The organism is Rhodococcus ruber (assembly GCF_027270735.1).
In the GTDB taxonomy this organism is placed as follows: Bacteria; Actinomycetota; Actinomycetes; order Mycobacteriales; family Mycobacteriaceae; genus Rhodococcoides; species Rhodococcoides rubrum_A.
Genome location: NZ_JAPWIJ010000001.1, coordinates 145,944 through 163,579, shown reverse-complemented (window position 1 = coordinate 163,579; position 17,636 = coordinate 145,944). Strand labels below are relative to the sequence as shown.

General features: G+C 64.9%; 15 protein-coding genes. 11 read left to right on the top strand and 4 right to left on the bottom strand.

Annotated elements, in window-relative coordinates; genetic code table 11:
• The first annotated feature begins 20 nt into the window (after positions 1–20).
• The gene (locus O4220_RS00745) at positions 21–1,067 is read left to right on the top strand and encodes an NAD(P)-dependent alcohol dehydrogenase (protein ID WP_269601651.1); all 1,047 of its coding nucleotides are present in this window, start codon (positions 21–23) and stop codon (positions 1,065–1,067) included.
• Positions 1,068–1,119: 52 nt separating this feature from the next.
• Here the strand turns inward: O4220_RS00745 and msrA are convergent, their stop codons facing one another.
• Positions 1,120–1,632 (bottom strand): peptide-methionine (S)-S-oxide reductase MsrA, encoded by a 513-nt coding sequence (msrA, locus tag O4220_RS00740; RefSeq protein WP_032381071.1) that lies wholly within the window; start codon positions 1,630–1,632, stop codon positions 1,120–1,122.
• Positions 1,633–1,687: 55 nt separating this feature from the next.
• Entirely contained in the window at positions 1,688–2,719 is a 1,032-nt protein-coding gene (locus O4220_RS00735) for an NADP-dependent oxidoreductase (protein WP_269601650.1), read from the bottom strand.
• A 75-nt stretch (positions 2,720–2,794) separates the two neighbouring features.
• Here O4220_RS00735 and O4220_RS00730 point away from each other — a divergent pair, with 75 nt between their 5' ends.
• A complete protein-coding gene (locus O4220_RS00730; RefSeq protein ID WP_269601649.1) occupies positions 2,795–3,631 on the top strand; it encodes an HAD family hydrolase in 837 nt (278 codons plus the stop codon).
• 15 nt (positions 3,632–3,646) lie between these two features.
• Here the strand turns inward: O4220_RS00730 and O4220_RS00725 are convergent, their stop codons facing one another.
• Complete coding sequence (locus tag O4220_RS00725) at positions 3,647–4,540, bottom strand: M23 family metallopeptidase (protein ID WP_269601648.1); 894 nt, start codon at positions 4,538–4,540, stop codon at positions 3,647–3,649.
• A 70-nt stretch (positions 4,541–4,610) separates the two neighbouring features.
• Positions 4,611–6,806, bottom strand: coding sequence for an N-acetylmuramoyl-L-alanine amidase (locus O4220_RS00720; protein WP_269601647.1), 2,196 nt, complete (start codon positions 6,804–6,806; stop codon positions 4,611–4,613).
• Between the two features lie 181 nt (positions 6,807–6,987).
• Here O4220_RS00720 and cobM point away from each other — a divergent pair, with 181 nt between their 5' ends.
• The 9 genes from cobM (at position 6,988) to O4220_RS00675 (ending at position 17,543) form a co-directional block, all read left to right on the top strand.
• On the top strand, positions 6,988–7,731 hold the full coding sequence (gene cobM, locus O4220_RS00715) for a precorrin-4 C(11)-methyltransferase (protein ID WP_269601646.1): 744 nt from the start codon (positions 6,988–6,990) through the stop codon (positions 7,729–7,731).
• The gene (gene cobF / locus O4220_RS00710) at positions 7,728–8,477 is read left to right on the top strand and encodes a precorrin-6A synthase (deacetylating) (RefSeq protein ID WP_269601644.1); all 750 of its coding nucleotides are present in this window, start codon (positions 7,728–7,730) and stop codon (positions 8,475–8,477) included. The genes cobM and cobF overlap by 4 nt, the downstream gene beginning before the upstream one ends.
• 67 nt (positions 8,478–8,544) lie before the next feature.
• The gene (gene glf, locus O4220_RS00705) at positions 8,545–9,774 is read left to right on the top strand and encodes a UDP-galactopyranose mutase (protein WP_269601642.1); all 1,230 of its coding nucleotides are present in this window, start codon (positions 8,545–8,547) and stop codon (positions 9,772–9,774) included.
• Positions 9,771–11,678: a glycosyltransferase gene (locus tag O4220_RS00700; RefSeq protein ID WP_269601641.1), complete on the top strand. Its 1,908-nt coding sequence runs from the start codon at positions 9,771–9,773 to the stop codon at positions 11,676–11,678. Before glf ends, O4220_RS00700 begins: the two co-directional genes overlap by 4 nt.
• Positions 11,656–12,192 carry a phosphatase PAP2 family protein gene (locus tag O4220_RS00695; RefSeq protein ID WP_174557191.1) on the top strand — a complete coding sequence of 179 codons (537 nt, stop codon included), beginning with the start codon at positions 11,656–11,658 and terminating at the stop codon, positions 12,190–12,192. Before O4220_RS00700 ends, O4220_RS00695 begins: the two co-directional genes overlap by 23 nt.
• A complete protein-coding gene (locus tag O4220_RS00690; protein WP_032381079.1) occupies positions 12,189–13,094 on the top strand; it encodes a decaprenyl-phosphate phosphoribosyltransferase in 906 nt (301 codons plus the stop codon). The genes O4220_RS00695 and O4220_RS00690 overlap by 4 nt, the downstream gene beginning before the upstream one ends.
• Positions 13,072–14,937, top strand: coding sequence for a flagellar motor control protein ZomB (gene zomB / locus O4220_RS00685; protein ID WP_269601639.1), 1,866 nt, complete (start codon positions 13,072–13,074; stop codon positions 14,935–14,937). The genes O4220_RS00690 and zomB overlap by 23 nt, the downstream gene beginning before the upstream one ends.
• A gap of 219 nt (positions 14,938–15,156) precedes the next feature.
• A complete protein-coding gene (locus O4220_RS00680; RefSeq protein ID WP_420030294.1) occupies positions 15,157–16,182 on the top strand; it encodes an alpha/beta hydrolase in 1,026 nt (341 codons plus the stop codon).
• Between the two features lie 347 nt (positions 16,183–16,529).
• Positions 16,530–17,543, top strand: coding sequence for an alpha/beta hydrolase (locus O4220_RS00675; protein WP_269601638.1), 1,014 nt, complete (start codon positions 16,530–16,532; stop codon positions 17,541–17,543).
• The last annotated feature ends 93 nt before the right edge of the window (positions 17,544–17,636 follow it).

The following is a 17,636-nucleotide window of genomic DNA, read 5'->3' as shown; positions in this document are numbered from 1 at the left end:
CTTTACGAAGGGATACGAACATGCGAACAGGTACCGGGTACCGAGCTGTCGACGAGACAGCGCCACTCGAGCGGTGGACATTCGACCGGCGGGACCTACGAGACGATGATGTTGCCGTGCGGGTGACCTATTGCGGGGTGTGCCACACCGATCTGCACTCGACGCGGAATCCAGGTGACTTTCCGGTTGTGCCCGGGCACGAGTTCGTCGGGGAGGTGACCGAGATCGGCTCCGGGGTCACGGACTTCGCCGTCGGCGATGCGGTGGCCGTCGGGAACATCGTCGACTCGTGCGGGCGGTGCGATATGTGCACGGTGGGTCAGGAGAATTTCTGTCGAGAGTTCCCGACGCTGACCTACGGTGGGCGCGACCGGCACGACGGATCCATCACTCGCGGTGCGTATTCCAATGAGTACGTGGTTCGCGATCGGTTCGTCTACCACCGCCCGGACAACCTCGACCCAGCGGCGGTGGCACCCCTGATGTGTGCAGGCATCACCGTGTGGGAGCCGTTGCGTCGCTGGAACGTCGGCCCCGGCGTGAGGTTGGGGGTGGCCGGAATCGGCGGGCTCGGCCATCTGGCGGTCAAGCTGGGCCGCGCACTCGGGGCGGAGGTCACCGTATTCACCACCAGCGCAGGCAAAGCCGCCGATGCGAAGGAGCTGGGTGCTCATAACGTGGTCGTCTCGACCGATGAGGACGATATGGAATCGCGCATGGGCACGCTGGATCTGATCATCGACTGTATTCCGGCCGAGCACGATCTCGCGCCGTACCTACGCTGCCTCGCACTCGACGGAACGCTGTGCACCGTGGGCTATCTCGGCTCCACGACCGTCGACTTCATGGACCTACTGATCGGCCGGAAGAGTCTGGCGTCGGCGGGCAGTGGCGGCCGAAAGTACACCCAGGACTTACTGGATTTCTGCGGCGAACACGGCATCGTCGCCGAGGTGGAGACGATGCCGTCCGCTCAGGTGAACGACGCTTTCGATCGGTTGGCCGCCAACGACGTTCGGTACAGATTTGTGCTCGATATGTCTGATCTACACGGCCGAGCTATGTGAACGGAACTTCGTAGTAGGGGTCGAAGTTCCGCTCACCTGCGGCGAAGCCGCTCTAGGCGGTTGCCCGACGCGGCAGCTTCCAGTCCGGACGTACCCAGTGGCAGGTGTATCCCTCGGGGTACTTCTGCAGGTAGTCCTGGTGCTCGGGCTCGGCCTCCCAGAAGTCTCCTGCCGGGGTCACCTCGGTGACGACCTTGCCCGGCCACAGCCCCGAGGCGTCGACGTCGGCGATCGTGTCCTCGGCGACGCGCTTCTGCTCGTCGTTCAGATAGAAGATCGCGGACCGGTAGCTGGCACCGATGTCGTTGCCCTGACGGTTCTTGGTGGACGGATCGTGGATCTGGAAGAAGAACTCCAGCAGATCGCGGTAGGACGTCTGGGTGGGGTCGTAGACGACTTCGAGGCCCTCGGCATGGTTGCCGTGGTTGCGGTAGGTGGCGTTGGGAACCTCGCCGCCGGTGTACCCGACGCGGGTGGAGACCACTCCGGGAAGCTTGCGGACGAGCTCCTCGGCTCCCCAGAAGCACCCTCCGGCGAGGATGGCGGTTTCGGTGGCTGCAGACATCTTTACTCCTTGTGCTCTATCGGTCGATACATGGGGTCCAACGAACGAGCGGCCGTCATAATTCCGAGTCGTGGGGGCGTTCGCCGACCTCGAGAACCAGTTTGCCGGTGTTGGCACCGTCGAACAACAGGTTCAGTGTCGATCCGAAGGCGGCGACGCCGCCGATCTCGATCTGCTCCCGTGCGGTCATCTTGCCGCTGCTGAGAAGCTCGGACAGGGCATCGATACCCTCCTGGTACCGATCGAGGTAATCGAAGATGATGAAGCCCGTCATCGACGCGCGATTGATCAGCAGGGACAGGTAGTGCGCAGGCCCGGGCTGCGGATCGGTGGCGTTGTAACCGGAGATGGCTCCGCACAACACCACTCGCGCGCCCTTGCGTAGACGCGACAGGGCCGCGTCCAGAATCTCACCGCCGACGTTGTCGAAATACACGTCGATTCCCTTCGGTGCGGCGGCCTTCAGGCCCTTGTACACCGACTCGTTCTTGTAGTCGATCGCCGCGTCGAAGCCCAGTTCTTCGGTGAGCCACGCGCACTTCTCCGGTCCACCGGCTATGCCGATCACTGTGGCTCCCTTGGCTTTCGCGATCTGGCCCGCGATGCTGCCGACGGCCCCGGCGGCTCCGGAGATCACCACGGTGTCACCCTCGGTGAGCTTGCCGACGTCCATCAGGCCGAAGTACGCCGTCAGTCCGGGGAAGCCGAGGGCTCCGAGCCACGTGGGTGCCGGTGCGACGGATTCGTCGACCTTCTGCACTCCCGTGCCGTCCGACAGAGCATGCTCGGTGACGCCGAAGGATCCCGAAACGATCTCTCCCACAGCGAAACCGGGGTTGTTCGATTCCAGCACCCGTCCCACTGCATGCGCGCGCATCACCTCGCCGATGCCGACGGGCGGCACATACGAGCGCGCGTCGTTGAGCCAGCCGCGCATAGCCGGGTCGAGAGAGACGTAGTCGACGGTGACGACGAACTCGCCGTCGCCCGGGGTGGGAATCGGCTCCTCGGTGAGATCCCACGTCGAGTCGTCGGGGCGTCCCACCGGGCGCTGAGCCAATCGGATCTGGCGGTTCACAGATGTCATCTACCGTTCCTTCCACATCGAAGACGTGCATGTCGAAAACAGTTCTCTTCGACACTAGGGCAGAATGACGTCACGATGACCAACGCGCCGAACACCACCCGCCTCGCCCCCCGACTCGTTGCCAGCGACGTCGACGGCACCTTGCTCGACCAGCATGAACGCGTCACCGAACGCACAAAGCGTGCCGTCTCGGCCGTGGTGGCCGACGGCGTCCCCTTCGTACTGTCCACCGGCAGGCCACCGCGGTGGATTCAACCCGTCGTCGACCAGTTGGGATACGCACCGATGTCCGTGTGCGCCAACGGTGCGGTGATCTACGACGCGGCCACCGATCGTGTCCTGAGCGCCGAGACGTTGTCGGTCGAGACGTTGCAGTGGTTGGCCGACGTCGCCTACCGCGCGTTGCCCGGTTGCGGTCTGGCCGCCGAGCGAGTGGGGCAGACCGCACACGACTCGGCCACACCGCAGTTCGTCAGTTCGCCCGGCTACGAGCACGCGTGGCTCAATCCCGACAACGTCGAGATGACCGAGGACGACGTCGTCGACGTCCCCGCGGTGAAACTGCTGATCCGGCTCTCGGGATCCACCAGCGGCCACATGGCCGACATTCTTTCGCCGCTGATCTCCGGCCGCGCCGACCTGACGTTCTCCACCGACAACGGACTCATCGAGCTGTCGGCCCCGGGGATCACCAAGGCGTCGGGCCTGGCCAAGGTGGCCGAGACGCTGTCGGTCGACGTATCGGACATCGTCGCGTTCGGTGACATGCCGAACGATGTGCCGATGCTGTCGATGGTCGGACTCGGCGTTGCGATGGGTAACGCGCATCCCGCTGCCGTCGCGGCCGCCAACGAAGTGACCGTCACCAACGCAGAAGACGGAGTGGCGCAGGTTCTCGAACGCTGGTGGTGACGCGTCGCCGCCGGATCAGGGGCGGATGACGCGTCGACCCGGCCACATCCGGCCGCGGACGTCGTCGAAGACGATGCGCACCGCCCGTCCGTCACGTTGGGCGTGAATGTGCAGGTGCGGCTCGGTGGAGTTGCCCGAATTTCCGACGACTCCCAGCAGTTGGCCGGCCCTCACGCGCTGCCCCGCGGTGACAGCGACGCTGCCCTTCTTCAGATGCGCGATCAGGATCTCCTCCGACCCGGCTCCCAACACCACGTGATTTCCCGCCGGTTTTGCCGGGTTGAGCTCGCCGTCGTTCAGGCCGTCGCCGCATCGGATCACTTCGGCGTCGACGGGGGAGTGCACGGGTGAACCGAAGGCGTAGTAGTCCTCGTCGCATCCGGCCAGAACCCCGCGATGCGAGGAACCACGACGATCCACCGCGACGATATCGAGTGCCGCGCGCTGCAACGGCGCCTCCCAGTGATGATTGAACAGTCTGCCCTCGCCTGCGGCTACCTCCCACCGCCCGTCGGCGACCGGAAAGTGCAACTGGACAGTCATCGAATCACGCACGGCAAGTTGGCGACTCGCAACCGTAGCCGCGACGGCACAGACGGTGAGCACCGCCTCGAACGAGAAGGCGTCCGTGTCGAAACCGGCGGTCCAGTTTTCGATTCGCACGGCCGATACCGCACACACCACGAGCAGCATCGCGCTGATCGGAACGTACGGAACACCGAACGTCGTCGACGACGGTACCGAGAAGAAGTACGCGAACAGGAATGTCGCGAACTTCAGCAGTAGAGATCCTGCCCACTGGCCGCCGTTCTGGGCCGTCCAGCTACCGATGACGGCTACGGCGACGAGCACGAGCCACACCAGCTGGGGGATGGAGGACAACAACACGAAGCGCGTCCGCGTAGACATCACTTCACGCTACCCACCCCAACGCGAAAGGGCCGAGTCAACACAGTGACTCGGCCCTGTCGCGGGAATGTCAGCCCGCGGGTGCAGGCTCCGGCGCGGGTGCCGGTTCCACCGGTGCCGCAGCGGGGTTCTGCATTTCCGCGTTGTACGTGTCGTTGTAGGTCTTGATCACCGTGGTGACGATTCCGGTGAGCTCGTTGAAGATCAGCGAGCCGTTCTCGAAGTCCGTCCGGAAGCCCTCCGGCACCTTGAACTCGTCGGTGATCGGTAGGCCGAGGACGCCGTCGACGCCACCCTGCTGCAGGTACTGCTGGAAGATCTTGCCGATGACGGCCACAGCCTGACCGGCCATGTTGGTGATGATCTCGCCGTTCTGGAACTGCGCCTTCTCACGGCCGCCGCTCACCTGCACCAGGCCGCTCACCGGCACACCGAGTGAGCCGGTCTCCCCGCCCGAAGCCAACCACTTCTGTGCAACAGGACTGGTCGATGCGAGACGCTGCAACTCGGCGACCAGCGCCGGGATGTTCTCGCCCAGAGTCGAACTGACGTCGGTGCCCGGGCGTGACGGAGCCGGGTCGGTCACCGCGGTGTCGGGAGCAGTGTCGGTCGTGTCGGGTGACGCCGGTGTGGAAGCCCCGCCGCCGAGGTTGGCTGCCGCGATGTCGCGGATCTCGCCGAGCCGGGCGTACCCGGCGTCACCGGGGCATTCGGTGTTGCCGACGTCGCGGTGCCCGAAGATCACCGGCAGGTCGACGGTCTTGCCCTTGCCGATGAACGTGAAATCCGTTCCCTCGGAGGTCATCGTCGTGGTTCCCTTCGGGTCGAGCCCGGCCTTGCCGAGTCGCCAGCCGAGGAACTTGCCGACCGAATCGACGGTCTCCTGCGAGGGATCCTCGGTGGAGTAATCGCCCATCATGGCGACACCCACGGTGTTCTCGTTGAACCCGCCCGCATGGGCACCCTGAACCGGCTTGTCCAGGCCGCCGGCGCGGCCCTCGAAGATCTGACCGTACTTGTCGACGAGGGCGTTGTAGCCGATGTCGCACCAGCCGAGCGTCTGCGCGTGGTACGCGTAGATGGCGCGGACGATTTCGGCCGATTCGGACTTGGAGTAGTCGTTGCTGCCCGCGGTGTGGTGCACGGTGGCACCGCCGATGAAGTCGTCGATTGTCGGTGTGGCACAACGGATCGACTCGTCGGCACCCCACTGGGCACGGGTGATGACGTTGGGGCCTGCATCGCCTGCCACCGGAGTGGCGAGGTCGCTGAGTGCGGAATCGGCCGGGGACGTGCCGGGGGTGATGAGCACGGCGCTGATGTCGCTCACTGCCGACGCCAACTGCTCAGCCGACACCTCCGGAGCGGCTTCGGGCGCAGCGGGCTCTATCGGTGCCGCGGGGTCCACGGGAGCCGGATCCTGCTGGCGCAGCGGCTTGCTCGACGACGCCGGGGTGTAGCCGAGGGGCTGTTCCGCGGCGGCGGGAGCGGGCGTAGCTGCAGCGGGAGCGTCGGCCGGCGCGTCAGTAGCGGGCAATTCGACGACCGGTACCTCGGGAACAGGCGCGCCCGCAAAGCTTTCGGGAGCGGCACTACTCGTCATGGGCGTCAGCAGCACCTGCACGGCCTTGGTCAGTCCGACGAAGATCGGTTCGGTACCTTGCTTTCCCGCAGCGGGAACGGAGTCGTCGGCAGTGCTGTCCACCGGCGCGGTCTGCAGCCACGGTCCCCAGGACCCGTCCTCGAGCTGACGGCGAACCTGCGCAGACGCACCGTTCAGCTGCTCGGAGGTCAACGCCACCATGCTGAACGGGGTGTCCTGCGAGATTTCCTTGACTGCCGCTCCGAGCGGCGGCCCGGTGGGGTCTGCGGCCTCAGGGTTGATCGGTGCCGATGCGTCCACCCTGGGAATCGGTGCCTGTGCGGTGGCACCGCCGGGCGCGGGCGTGGTCAGGCCCGGAATGTCGGGGATCTGGATCGGCGGGATCACGATGGAATCCGGCAGCGGCAGGTACTTCAGATCGGAGAGCCGCAGATCGGGCAGCGGCAGGCCGGTGAGCTCCTGCAGCGGAATCACGATGTCCGGTGCTGCGCTCAGTGCGGTCTCGACGATCTTCGTCGGCACGGTGACCGGGGTTGTCTCGTTGGCCGGTCGAACTCCGGTGGTCGTGCTGTCTGTCAGCCCTGCGACCGCAAAGGGGGTCGCGACGGCGAGTAGTGCGACAGCACCGAGAACGATCGACGGCTTCGTTCGACGGTTCGGCAAGGCGGTACTCCCTGGTTGTTGGTAGGTACGCGTCGTAGGATTTCGATTGCTGAACAACATGAATCACATCAGCAACATGAGTCTCATCAGACACAAGGCTAAACCTTAGCTTGACGGTTAGCCACAGCCGGGAAGTTCCAGTGGCGCGGCGCGTCGGACGCGTCACCTACGCTTTCCAGCTGTGACTGTGCACTTCATCGGAGCCGGACCCGGGGCGGCGGACCTACTCACGCTGCGGGCCGTCGAGTTTCTACGGTCCAGCCCGGTCTGCGTCTACGCCGGTACCTACATCGACGACGCCATCCTCGAACATTGCTCCGCAGGCACCCGGCTGGTCGACACCGCGAAACTCGACCTGGATGCCATCACGGAAGAGCTGGTCGCCGCCCACGAGCGTGGGGAGGACGTCGCGCGCCTGTGTTCGGGGGACCCGTCCCTCTACTCCGCTCTGGCGGAGATGTCCGCTCGACTCGACTCCGCAGGCGTTCCGTGGGACGTCACCCCCGGCGTGCCGGCCTACGCCGCTGCTGCCGCGTCACTGGGCGTCGAGCTGACGGTCCCCGAGGTGACGCAATCGGTGGTCCTCACTCGCGCGCAGGCCCGCTCGACGGCGATGCCGGACACCGAGGCGCTGGCCAACTTCGCCGCCACTCGCGCGACGCTCGCGTTGCACCTGGCGATCACCCGCACCCGGCTCATCGCCGACGAACTCACCGAGTTCTACGGGCCGGACTGCCCCGCCGTGGTCGTCTTCCACGCCAGCAAGCCGGACGAGCTGATTCTGCGCGGCACCCTGGGTGATATCGCCGATCAGGTCGAGGCCGCGGGCCTGCGTCAGGCCGCAGTCATCCTGGTGGGACCCGCCCTGGCTCGACGCGTCGTCGCCGAATCGCATCTGTACGACGCCTGCCGGGACCGCTCGTGAAGATTCATCTGATCGGTATCGGCGGCGGACATCCGGACCAGGTGACCGTCCAGGCGGTCGAGAAATTGCGCGCCGTGGACGTGTTCATCGTGGCAGACAAGGGCGCGTCCGTCGGCGATCTCGCAGCAGCCAGGCAGCACATCCTCGAGCGCCACCACGGTGGCAGCTACCGGGTGATCGAGGTACCCGACCCGCCGCGCGACCGCTCGCCCCGGCAGTACGAGACCGCCGTCCTCGACTGGCACGATGCTCGCGCCCGTGCCTACGCCGATGTGCTCGACGGTCTCACGCAGGACACCGTCGTCGGGTTCCTCGTCTGGGGCGACCCGGCGCTCTACGACAGCACGATCCGCGTCGTCGAGCGGTTGGCTGGGCTGCGCGACGGCATCGAGTTCGATGTCACACCGGGCATCTCCAGTGTGTCGATGCTGGCTGCGAGTCACCGGCTCGTGCTCAACCGCATCGGCGGACCGATCGTCATCACCACCGGCAGGAACCTGGCGGGCGACGTCGCTGCCGGACTGGACAACCTGGTGGTCATGCTCGACGGCAACTTGGCCTGCAGCGCGCTGACCGGCGCGGGGTGGGGCATTCATTGGGGAGCCAACCTCGGCACGGTCGACGAGAAGCTGGTGGCGGGGCCACTCGACGACGTGCTGGCAGACATCCGCCGCGCCCGCGACGAGGTCAAAGCGGCGCACGGATGGGTGATGGACACCTACCTGCTCCGACGCCCGGCCATGTGACACCCGACCGGTCGCCCGACGCCTGGTGGGGTAGAGCGGTCACGATCGTCGGATACCCTGGTTGCCCGTGACTGCTGTGAGCTCCGAGACCACCTCTTCCGACGCCTCCGCGACCGGCCGATACGACTTGATCGTCGTCGGATCCGGGTTCTTCGGACTGACCGTGGCCGAACGGGCGGCATCCCAGCTGGGCAAGCGTGTTCTGGTGCTCGATCGACGGCACCACCTGGGCGGCAACGCGTACTCCGAGGCCGAGCCCGAGACGGGTATCGAGATCCACAAGTACGGCGCGCACCTGTTCCACACCTCGAACAAGCGGGTCTGGGAGTACGTCAACCAGTTCACCGACTTCACCAGCTACCAGCACCGCGTCTTCGCGCTGCACAAGGGCCAGTCGTATCAATTCCCGATGGGCCTCGGCCTGATCTCGCAGTTCTTCGGCAAGTACTTCTCGCCGGCCGAGGCGCGGGCTCTCATCGAAGATCAGTCCAACGAGTTCGACTCGAAGGACGCGCAGAACTTCGAGGAGAAGGCGATCTCGCTGATCGGACGTCCGCTGTACGAGGCGTTCATCAAGGATTACACCGCCAAGCAGTGGCAGACCGATCCGAAGAATCTGCCCGCGGGCAACATCACCCGGTTGCCGGTGCGCTACACGTTCGACAACCGCTACTTCAACGACACCTACGAGGGACTGCCGGTCGACGGCTACACCGCGTGGCTCGAGAAGATGGCCGCCGACGAGAAGATCGAGGTCCGGTTGAACACGGACTGGTTCGACGTGCGGGAGCAGATCGTGGCCGAGAGCCCGAACGCCCCGATCGTCTACACCGGTCCGCTGGATCGCTACTTCGACTACTCCGAGGGCAAATTGGGTTGGCGCACAATTGACTTCGAGACCGAAGTGCTGCCGACCGGTGACTTCCAGGGCACGCCGGTGATGAACTACAACGACGGCGACGTGCCGTTCATTCGTATTCACGAGTTCCGTCACTTCCATCCCGAGCGCGAGTACCCGACCGACAAGACGGTCATCATGCGCGAGTTCTCCCGCTTCGCGAAGAGTGGCGACGAGCCGTACTACCCGATCAACACTCCCGACGACCGGAGCAAGCTCGAGGCATACCGCGATCGCGCCAAGGCCGAAGCAGCCTCCAGCGGCGTGCTCTTCGGTGGACGCCTCGGGACGTACCAGTACCTGGACATGCACATGGCCATCGCCAGCGCACTGAACATGTACGACAACACTCTGGCCCCGCATTTCGAGACCGGCGCACCCCTGGCAGGCGACAAGTGACCGCCAAACATCTCCTCGCCGACGGTGTCGCCGACGTGGCCCCGGTGCTCGGCAGATCGCTGCTGCAGCGAGTGTTGCTGCCCCGCTCCGGCGAGCCGCTCGACGTGCGCACGCTGTACCTCGAAGAAGCGCTCACCAACGCCAAACGCGCACACTCGCTCTCGCGGACCTCGGTCACGATCGGCTCCGAGTCCGAGGTGTCGTTCTGTACCTACTTCAATGCTTTCCCGGCCAGCTACTGGCGGCGCTACAGCATCCTGAAGTCCGTGGTGCTGCGTGTCGAGGTCTCCGGGCACTGCCGAATCGACGTCTACCGGTCCAAGGCCGACGCGTCGCGCATCCACGTCGAGGGCCGCGAAGCTGTGGACGGCGATGCAGCGCAAGAGTTTCTGATCGACCTCGGTCCGTTCGAGGACGGCGGCTGGATCTGGTTCGACATCACCTCCGATTCCGAGGTGGTTCTCGAGAGCGCCGGCTGGTATGCGCCGATCGATGCTCCCGGTGAGGCCACCGTCGCCGTCGGCATCCCTACGTTCAACCGCCCGACCGACGCCGTCAAAGCCCTTGTGGCCCTTGGCTCGGATCCATTGGTTCTCGACGTGATCCAGGCCGTCATCATGCCGGATCAGGGCACCCGCAAGGCCAAGGACGAGCCCGGGTTCGACGAGGCCGCAGCAGCCCTCGGCGGGCGACTCGCCATCCACGACCAAGCCAACCTCGGCGGGTCCGGTGGCTACAGCCGCATCATGTACGAGGCACTGAACAACACTGCCTGCCAACACATTCTGTTCATGGACGACGACATCGAGATCGAGCCCGACTCGATTCTGCGGGCGCTCGCGATGTCGCGATTCGCCAAGGTCCCCACGCTCGTCGGCGGCCAGATGCTCAACCTGCAGGCGCGCAGTCACCTGCACGTCATGGGTGAAGTGATCGCCCGCGGAAACTTCATGTGGACCGGCGCGCAGAACGTCGAATACGACCACGACTTCTCCGAGGACCCGCTGCGCACCAGCAAGCTGCTGCACCGGCGGATCGACGTCGATTACAACGGCTGGTGGATGTGCATGATCCCGCGGGTCGTCGCGGAGGAACTCGGGCAGCCACTGCCGCTGTTCATCAAGTGGGACGACGCCGAATACGGCTTGCGAGCACGCGAAGCCGGCTACCCGACGGTGACCCTGCCCGGTGCCGCGATCTGGCACATGGCGTGGAGCGACAAGGACGACGCCATCGACTGGCAGGCGTACTTCCACCTGCGTAACCGTCTCGTTGTCGCGTCGCTGCACATGCCCGGCGACGGCAAGGGCCTGGTGCTCGACACGATCAAGGCCACCGTCAAGCACCTGCTGTGCCTCGAGTACTCGACGGTCGCTATCCAGAACCTCGCGATCCGTGACTTCCTGGCCGGTCCCGAGCACATCCTCGAGATCCTGCCCACGGCATTGCCGACGGTGCACGCATTGCGCAAGGAATTCCCCGACGCCGTCGTCGTCGGGAGTTCCACCGAGCTCCCGCTCGCGTCCGGCGAAGAAGTGGGCGCGGTCGGCCTGCCGACCAACCCGATCTCCAAGGTGCGCCGTCTGGCAAAGGGCTTGCTGCACAACGTCAAGCCCGCGCACGAGCAGCACCACGAGCGTCCGCAGCTCAACGTGCCGACTCTCGACGCGCGCTGGTTCCTGCTGTCCCAGGTCGACGGCGTCACCGTCACCACTGCCGACGGCCGGGGCGTCGTCTACCGCAAGCGCGACCGCGCGCAGGCCGCGGCGTTGCTCAAGGAAGCACTGTCGCTGCGCAAGCAGTTGGCAGCCGAATTCCCCGCACTCAAAGCTCGATACCGTGATGCCGTGCCGCACCTGACCAGTAAGGAAACGTGGGAACGTGTCTTTCGTTACCAGGCGTAAAGGCCAGACCGAGGTGCCGACAGAAGTGCGCATTCTCGAGAAGGTGCAGGCCACGGTCGGCAGCGCCCCCGGTGCGATCACCGTCGCACGCGGAATGTCGCACTTCGGCGAGCATGCCCTCGGCTGGGTTGCGATCGCCGGCATCGGTGCTGCATTGGACGCGCCGCGTCGGCGCCAATGGGCATCGGTTGCCGTCGGTGCCGTCGGATCGCATGCCGCGTCCATCGTCATCAAACGCATCGTGCGCAGGCCGCGTCCACACGACCCGGCCGTACGTATCAACGTCTCGACACCCAGCAAGCTGAGCTTTCCGTCCTCGCATGCGACATCCACCACAGCGGCCGCGGTTCTCCTCGGCCGGGTGACCGGGCTACCGTTACCGGCGGTCCTCGTCCCACCCATGCTGCTCTCGCGCTTGGTGCTCGGAGTCCATTACCCCACCGATGTGCTGGCCGGATCGGCACTCGGCGCGTTGACGGCTGCGGCCGTCGTGAAGTTCGAAGGAGACAAATGAGCGAGGATGCCGCACCCGTAGGCGCACCGCCGAAGAATCTGGCGGACGGCATCGTCAAGGCGCTTCGCCCGCGTCAGTGGGTCAAGAACGTGCTGGTCCTGGCTGCGCCGCTGGCGGCAGGCTCGGTCACCGATCGCGACGTGCTGCTGTCCGTCGCGCTCGCGTTCATCGTGTTCTGCTTCGCCGCCTCGGGCATCTACCTCGTCAACGATGCGCTCGACGTCGAGGCCGACCGCGCACACCCCACCAAGCGCTTCCGGCCGATCGCTGCTGGTGTACTGCCGGTCAACGTCGCCTACGGGATGGCAGTGGTGTCCCTCGGCCTGGCCATCGGACTGTCGTTCATCGCCAACTGGAAACTCGCCCTGGTCATCGGCGTGTACATCGCGGTCCAGCTGGCGTACTGCTTCGGCCTCAAGCACCAGGCCGTGCTCGACATCTGCATCGTCTCCTCCGGCTTCCTACTGCGCGCGATCGCCGGCGGCGTCGCTGCCTCGATCCCGCTCTCGCAGTGGTTCCTGCTGATCATGGCGTTCGGATCGCTGTTCATGGCAGCAGGAAAGCGCTACGCCGAGCTGCAACTGGCCGAACGCACCGGGGCCAAGATCCGCAAGTCGCTCGAGAACTACACCACCACGTACCTGCGCTTCGTGTGGACGCTCTCCGCGACGGCGGTCGTCATCTGTTACGGCCTGTGGGCTTTCCAACAGGACGCCGAAACCGACTCCAACTGGTTCGCCATTTCGATGATTCCGTTTACCATCGCAATCCTGCGATACGCAGTGGACGTAGACGGCGGCGAGGCAGGCGAACCCGAAGAGATCGCGTTGGGAGACAGGGTTCTGCAGCTACTCGCCATAGCGTGGATCGGAGTGGTTGGTGTCGCTGTCTACCTCGCCTGACCAGCGAGATACGCGGGAGGAAGACTCCGCTCGGGGATCGATCACCAGGCCCGTGTTCTGGGTCGGAGCCGTCGTCACCGGAGCGTTGTTCCTCTGGGGTGCATGGGAGCGCCGCTGGATAGCCGACGACGGTTTGATCGTGCTGCGCACAGTCCGCAACCTGCTGGCCGGAAACGGCCCGGTGTTCAACGCGGGCGAGCGTGTCGAGACCAACACCAGCACCATCTGGACCTACCTCGTGTACGCGGGCAGTTGGCTGAGCGAGGCGCGCCTCGAGTACGTGGTTCTGACGATCGCTCTGGTGCTGTCCACCGCATCCGTCGTCATCGCGATGATCGGCACGTTCGCCCTTCGTGGGCGTACCGCGAAGCGGACGCTGTTCCTCCCCGCAGGCGTCCTGGTCTACATCGCGGTTCCGCCCGCCCGCGACTTCGCAACGTCCGGTCTCGAGACCTGCCTGGTCATCTTCTGGCTGGCGACGCTGTGGTTGCTGATGGTTCGCTGGGGTCAGCGCCGCAGCGGTGGCGTCGAACTGCTGTTCCTGGCCTTCTTCGCCGGTCTGGGCCCGCTGGTGCGCCCGGAACTGTCCATCGTGGCCGTGTTCGCGCTGGCCATGATCTTCCTGGCTCCGCAGAGCTGGCTGTCGAGATTCCTCGTGTTCGCTGTGGCCGGAGCTGTGCCGGTGCTCTACCAGATCTGGCGCATGGGGTACTACGGCCTGCCGTACCCCAATACCGCGGTGTCGAAGGATGCCGGCGGAGCCAAGTGGTCTCAGGGATTCGCGTACCTGTCCAACCTGGTGGGGCCGTACTTGCTGTGGTTGCCGCTCGCACTTCTCGCGGTGGCAGCCGCGCTGTCGGTATCGCGAATTCGGCTGTCTCTGCCACGGTCGCCACGCGATTGGCTCGCTGCGCTGCGGACGCCCACCGCTGTCGTCGCGTTCGCATTGATCAGTGGGGTCGTCCTTGCTGTGTACGCCATTCGCGTCGGCGGCGATTTCATGCACGGACGAACGTTGTTACCGGCATTGTTCACGCTGTTGTTGCCGATTTCGGTATTGCCCGTTGCTTTACCGAAACGCTGGTCCAAGGACCGGGCGACGGCGGTATTCGTCGCCGACCTCATCGTCTGGGGCGGCATCGTCGTCTGGGCCGTGGCGGCCGCGAATACGACGGGAATGCCGCAGGGCACAATCGTCGGCCGGAGTGGCATCGTCGACGAGAGAGCCTTCTACTCGCTCAACACCGGGCACGCTCATCCGATCCTGGCCTCGGACTACCTCGACTATCCGTGGATGCGGGCAATGGTTCGAACCATCGACGACACTCCCGACGGCGGATTACTGCTGCCGTCGGCGCAGTACACCTACTGGGACGTCGTTCCGCCGCCGCTCCCGATCCCCGACGGTGGATTCGGTCACACCGTGTATTTCCTGAACTTGGGAATGACGAGCATGAACGTCGGTCTCGACGTGCGGGTCATCGATCAGATGGGTCTGGCGTATCCGCTGGCATCGCACACGGAGCGCCTCGAGGGTGGGCGCATCGGTCACGACAAGCGCCTCTATCCGGATTGGGTGGTGGCCGACCTCGGGTTCGTCGCCGTCCATCCGTACCTCCCCTGGTACATGGACGAGGACTGGGTCACCGAAGCTCAGGTGGCGCTGACCTGCCCCGATACCGAGGAATTGATGGCGTCGTATCGAGCACCGCTGACGAAACAACTGTTCGTCCGGAATCTCAAACGCTCGTTCTTCTACGCCGGATATCGATTCGACCGAGTGCCCAAGTACGAAATACAGAGATGTGATCTTCCGGCTCCGATATTGAAAGCCGATAATTAGATGCCAGGACACGAAAGAGTCACCGGGTTGCGCCGAATAGATCTCGACGCCAAGATGAGCTATCTCAATCGTGTAACGGAGGTCGTACTTCGCGCGATATGTGCGAAGGATGTGTATGCGAACGACCTGTACGGCCGATCGACAGACATGATGAACTTGCGAGATCAAGCGTTGATTGCGTAACCGATGTGACGACGAAGCAGCTGAGAGGTCGAGTGCATGCTGGGTAGATGGAAGAGCCGGTCCGTGAATGAGCGTGGGGCGGACAAGCGAGCGGGGTCATGGGGACGCCGCGCCGCCACGTCCATGCTGATGGCGGTGGTCCTCCCACTGGGATTGGCCGTAGCGGGCGGTGGCGCGACTGCCAACGCGGCCTTCGACGGCAATGCCATCGACGTCTGGACCGACTCGAGCATGGGCCCGATCAAGAGCCGGGTGTGGCGGGCAGCGGACGGTAACACCAACCGCGTCGTCTACCTGCTCGACGGTCTGCGCGCCACGACGGACATCTCGGGCTGGGAGCACGAGACCGACGCCGGTGCCGTACTGGCCGGGTACAACATCAACGTTGTCGAGCCGGTCGGCGGACAGTCGAGCTTCTATTCCGACTGGTACGCGCCGTCCAACTTCAACGGGCAGAAGACCACGTACAAGTGGGAAACCTTCCTGACGCAGAATCTGCGTGAGAACCTGCGCGCCAACTGGGGCTTCAACCCCAACCGCAACGGTGTCATCGGTATCTCCATGGGTGGCTCGGCCGCTCTCACGCTCGCCGCGTACCACCCCGACCAGTTCAGCTACGCGGGCTCGCTGTCCGGCTACCTGAACATCTCCGCCCCGGGCATGCGCGAAGCGATGCGTCTGGCGCTGCTGGACTCCGGTCGCTACAACATCGACGCGATGTGGGGACCGCCGTGGGATCCGGCGTGGCTGCGCAACGATCCGTTCGTCTTCGCACCTCGTCTGCGCGACAACGGAACGCGTGTCTGGGTCTTCGCAGGTAGCGGTCTGCCCGGCGGACTCGATCGCCCGCAGAGCTTCATCGACTACTACAACACCGCCAACGGCATGGGCCTCGAGGCCATCGCACTGGCGAACAGCCGCGCCTTCCAGATCCGCATGGCGAGTATCGGTGCCAACAACGTCACCTACGCGTTCCCGGCCGTCGGTACCCACCAGTGGGGCTACTGGGGCGAGCAGATTCGCGTCATGGCTCCGGACCTCAGCGCCAACATCGGTAACTGACCGGCTTCTCATCGTTTCGGTCGTTTCGCCCGCTTTTCGGCCCCTAGTGACAACTCACGACTTTTCAGGGCTGTTCAGCGGGGACGACGCAGGATAGTCTCCTGTTTCGGGGAGACGGCGAGATGAAACTGCGACGCTGATCACAGTTTTGCCTTGGAACCGCTCGATGGAATAACCTCCATCGAGCGGTTCTCCTGTTCTCAGCAGAACCTCAGCTTCTCGAGGCTTCGGTCTTGTCAGCATCCCCAGCTTCACCTCGGCCTCACGGGGCCACCAGTTCGCCCTGTTCGATTGCCGGGGGCCGCTACGACAGCGGAGACCGCGTAGATGAGAGAGAGCACCATTTCATGCGATTTGCCGGCCTCAGCAGTACACCGAAGGCCTCCTCACGCTGGCGTCAGCGCCTGCTCGGCGTCAGCGCAGCAGCGCTCGTTCTGCCCATCGCAGCCGGTGTGGTCGGCGGAGCCGTCGCAGTTGCGGCACCAGCGTCCGTCGTGCACCAGACTCCGGCCGGTGGCCGCGAGGACCTGATCGTTCCGTCCGAGATGGGCCCCATCAAGGTTCAGGTTCAGTGGGCGGCCCGCGGCGGAAATGCTGCTCTCTACTTGCTCGACGGCCTGCGCGCCCGCGACGACCGCAACGCGTGGACGTTCGAGACCAACGCGCAGGACCAGTTCGCCAACGACGACGTGACCCTGGTCATGCCCGTCGGTGGTCAGTCCAGCTTCTACAGCGACTGGTACACCTCGTCGAACTTCAACGGCCAGGAAGTCACCTACAAGTGGGAGACGTTCCTGACACAGGAGCTCCCGGCGTTCCTCGAGAACTACGGCGTCTCGCGCAGCAACAACGGTGTCCTCGGACTGTCCATGGGTGGTTCCGCGGCTCTGACGCTCGCGGCGTACCACCGCGATCAGTTCAAGTTCGCCGGCTCGCTCTCGGGTTACCTGAACATCTCCGCGCCCGGTATGCGCGAAGCCATCCGCGTTGCGATGCTCGACGCAGGTCGCTTCAACGTCGACTCCATGTGGGGACCGCCGTGGAACCCGGCGTGGCTGCGCAACGACCCGTTCGTCTTCGCGCCGCGTCTGCAGGGACTGTCGCTGTACATCTCGGCAGCCAGTGGCCTGCCCGGCCAGTTCGACCACCCGGCTGCGCCGATCGATTTCTACAACACCGCCAACGGCATGGCCCTCGAGGCACTCTCGCTCGCCAACACTCGTGCATTCCAGATTCGCATGGGCACGCTGGGAATCCCGGCCACCTACAGCTTCCCGGCCAACGGCATTCACGCCTGGCCGTACTGGGGAGCCGAGCTGTGGAAGGCTCGCACCCAGATCCTGGACGCACTGAACGCCTGATCCCGTCGGGTAGTCGATGCTCCGAAAATGCCGCCCTGCGTTTGTGCGCCGGGCGGCATTTTCGGTTTCGGCGGGATCGAATCCGTCACCTCT

Coding starts and splice junctions, on each gene's coding strand:
- msrA (WP_032381071.1), bottom strand. CDS start 1,632: ATGTCTGCAGCCACCGAAACCGCCATCCTCGCCGGAGGGTGCTTCTGG.
- O4220_RS00680 (WP_420030294.1), top strand. CDS start 15,157: ATGCTGGGTAGATGGAAGAGCCGGTCCGTGAATGAGCGTGGGGCGGAC.
- O4220_RS00730 (WP_269601649.1), top strand. CDS start 2,795: ATGACCAACGCGCCGAACACCACCCGCCTCGCCCCCCGACTCGTTGCC.
- O4220_RS00725 (WP_269601648.1), bottom strand. CDS start 4,540: ATGTCTACGCGGACGCGCTTCGTGTTGTTGTCCTCCATCCCCCAGCTG.
- O4220_RS00735 (WP_269601650.1), bottom strand. CDS start 2,719: ATGACATCTGTGAACCGCCAGATCCGATTGGCTCAGCGCCCGGTGGGA.
- O4220_RS00690 (WP_032381079.1), top strand. CDS start 12,189: ATGAGCGAGGATGCCGCACCCGTAGGCGCACCGCCGAAGAATCTGGCG.
- O4220_RS00745 (WP_269601651.1), top strand. CDS start 21: ATGCGAACAGGTACCGGGTACCGAGCTGTCGACGAGACAGCGCCACTC.
- O4220_RS00675 (WP_269601638.1), top strand. CDS start 16,530: ATGCGATTTGCCGGCCTCAGCAGTACACCGAAGGCCTCCTCACGCTGG.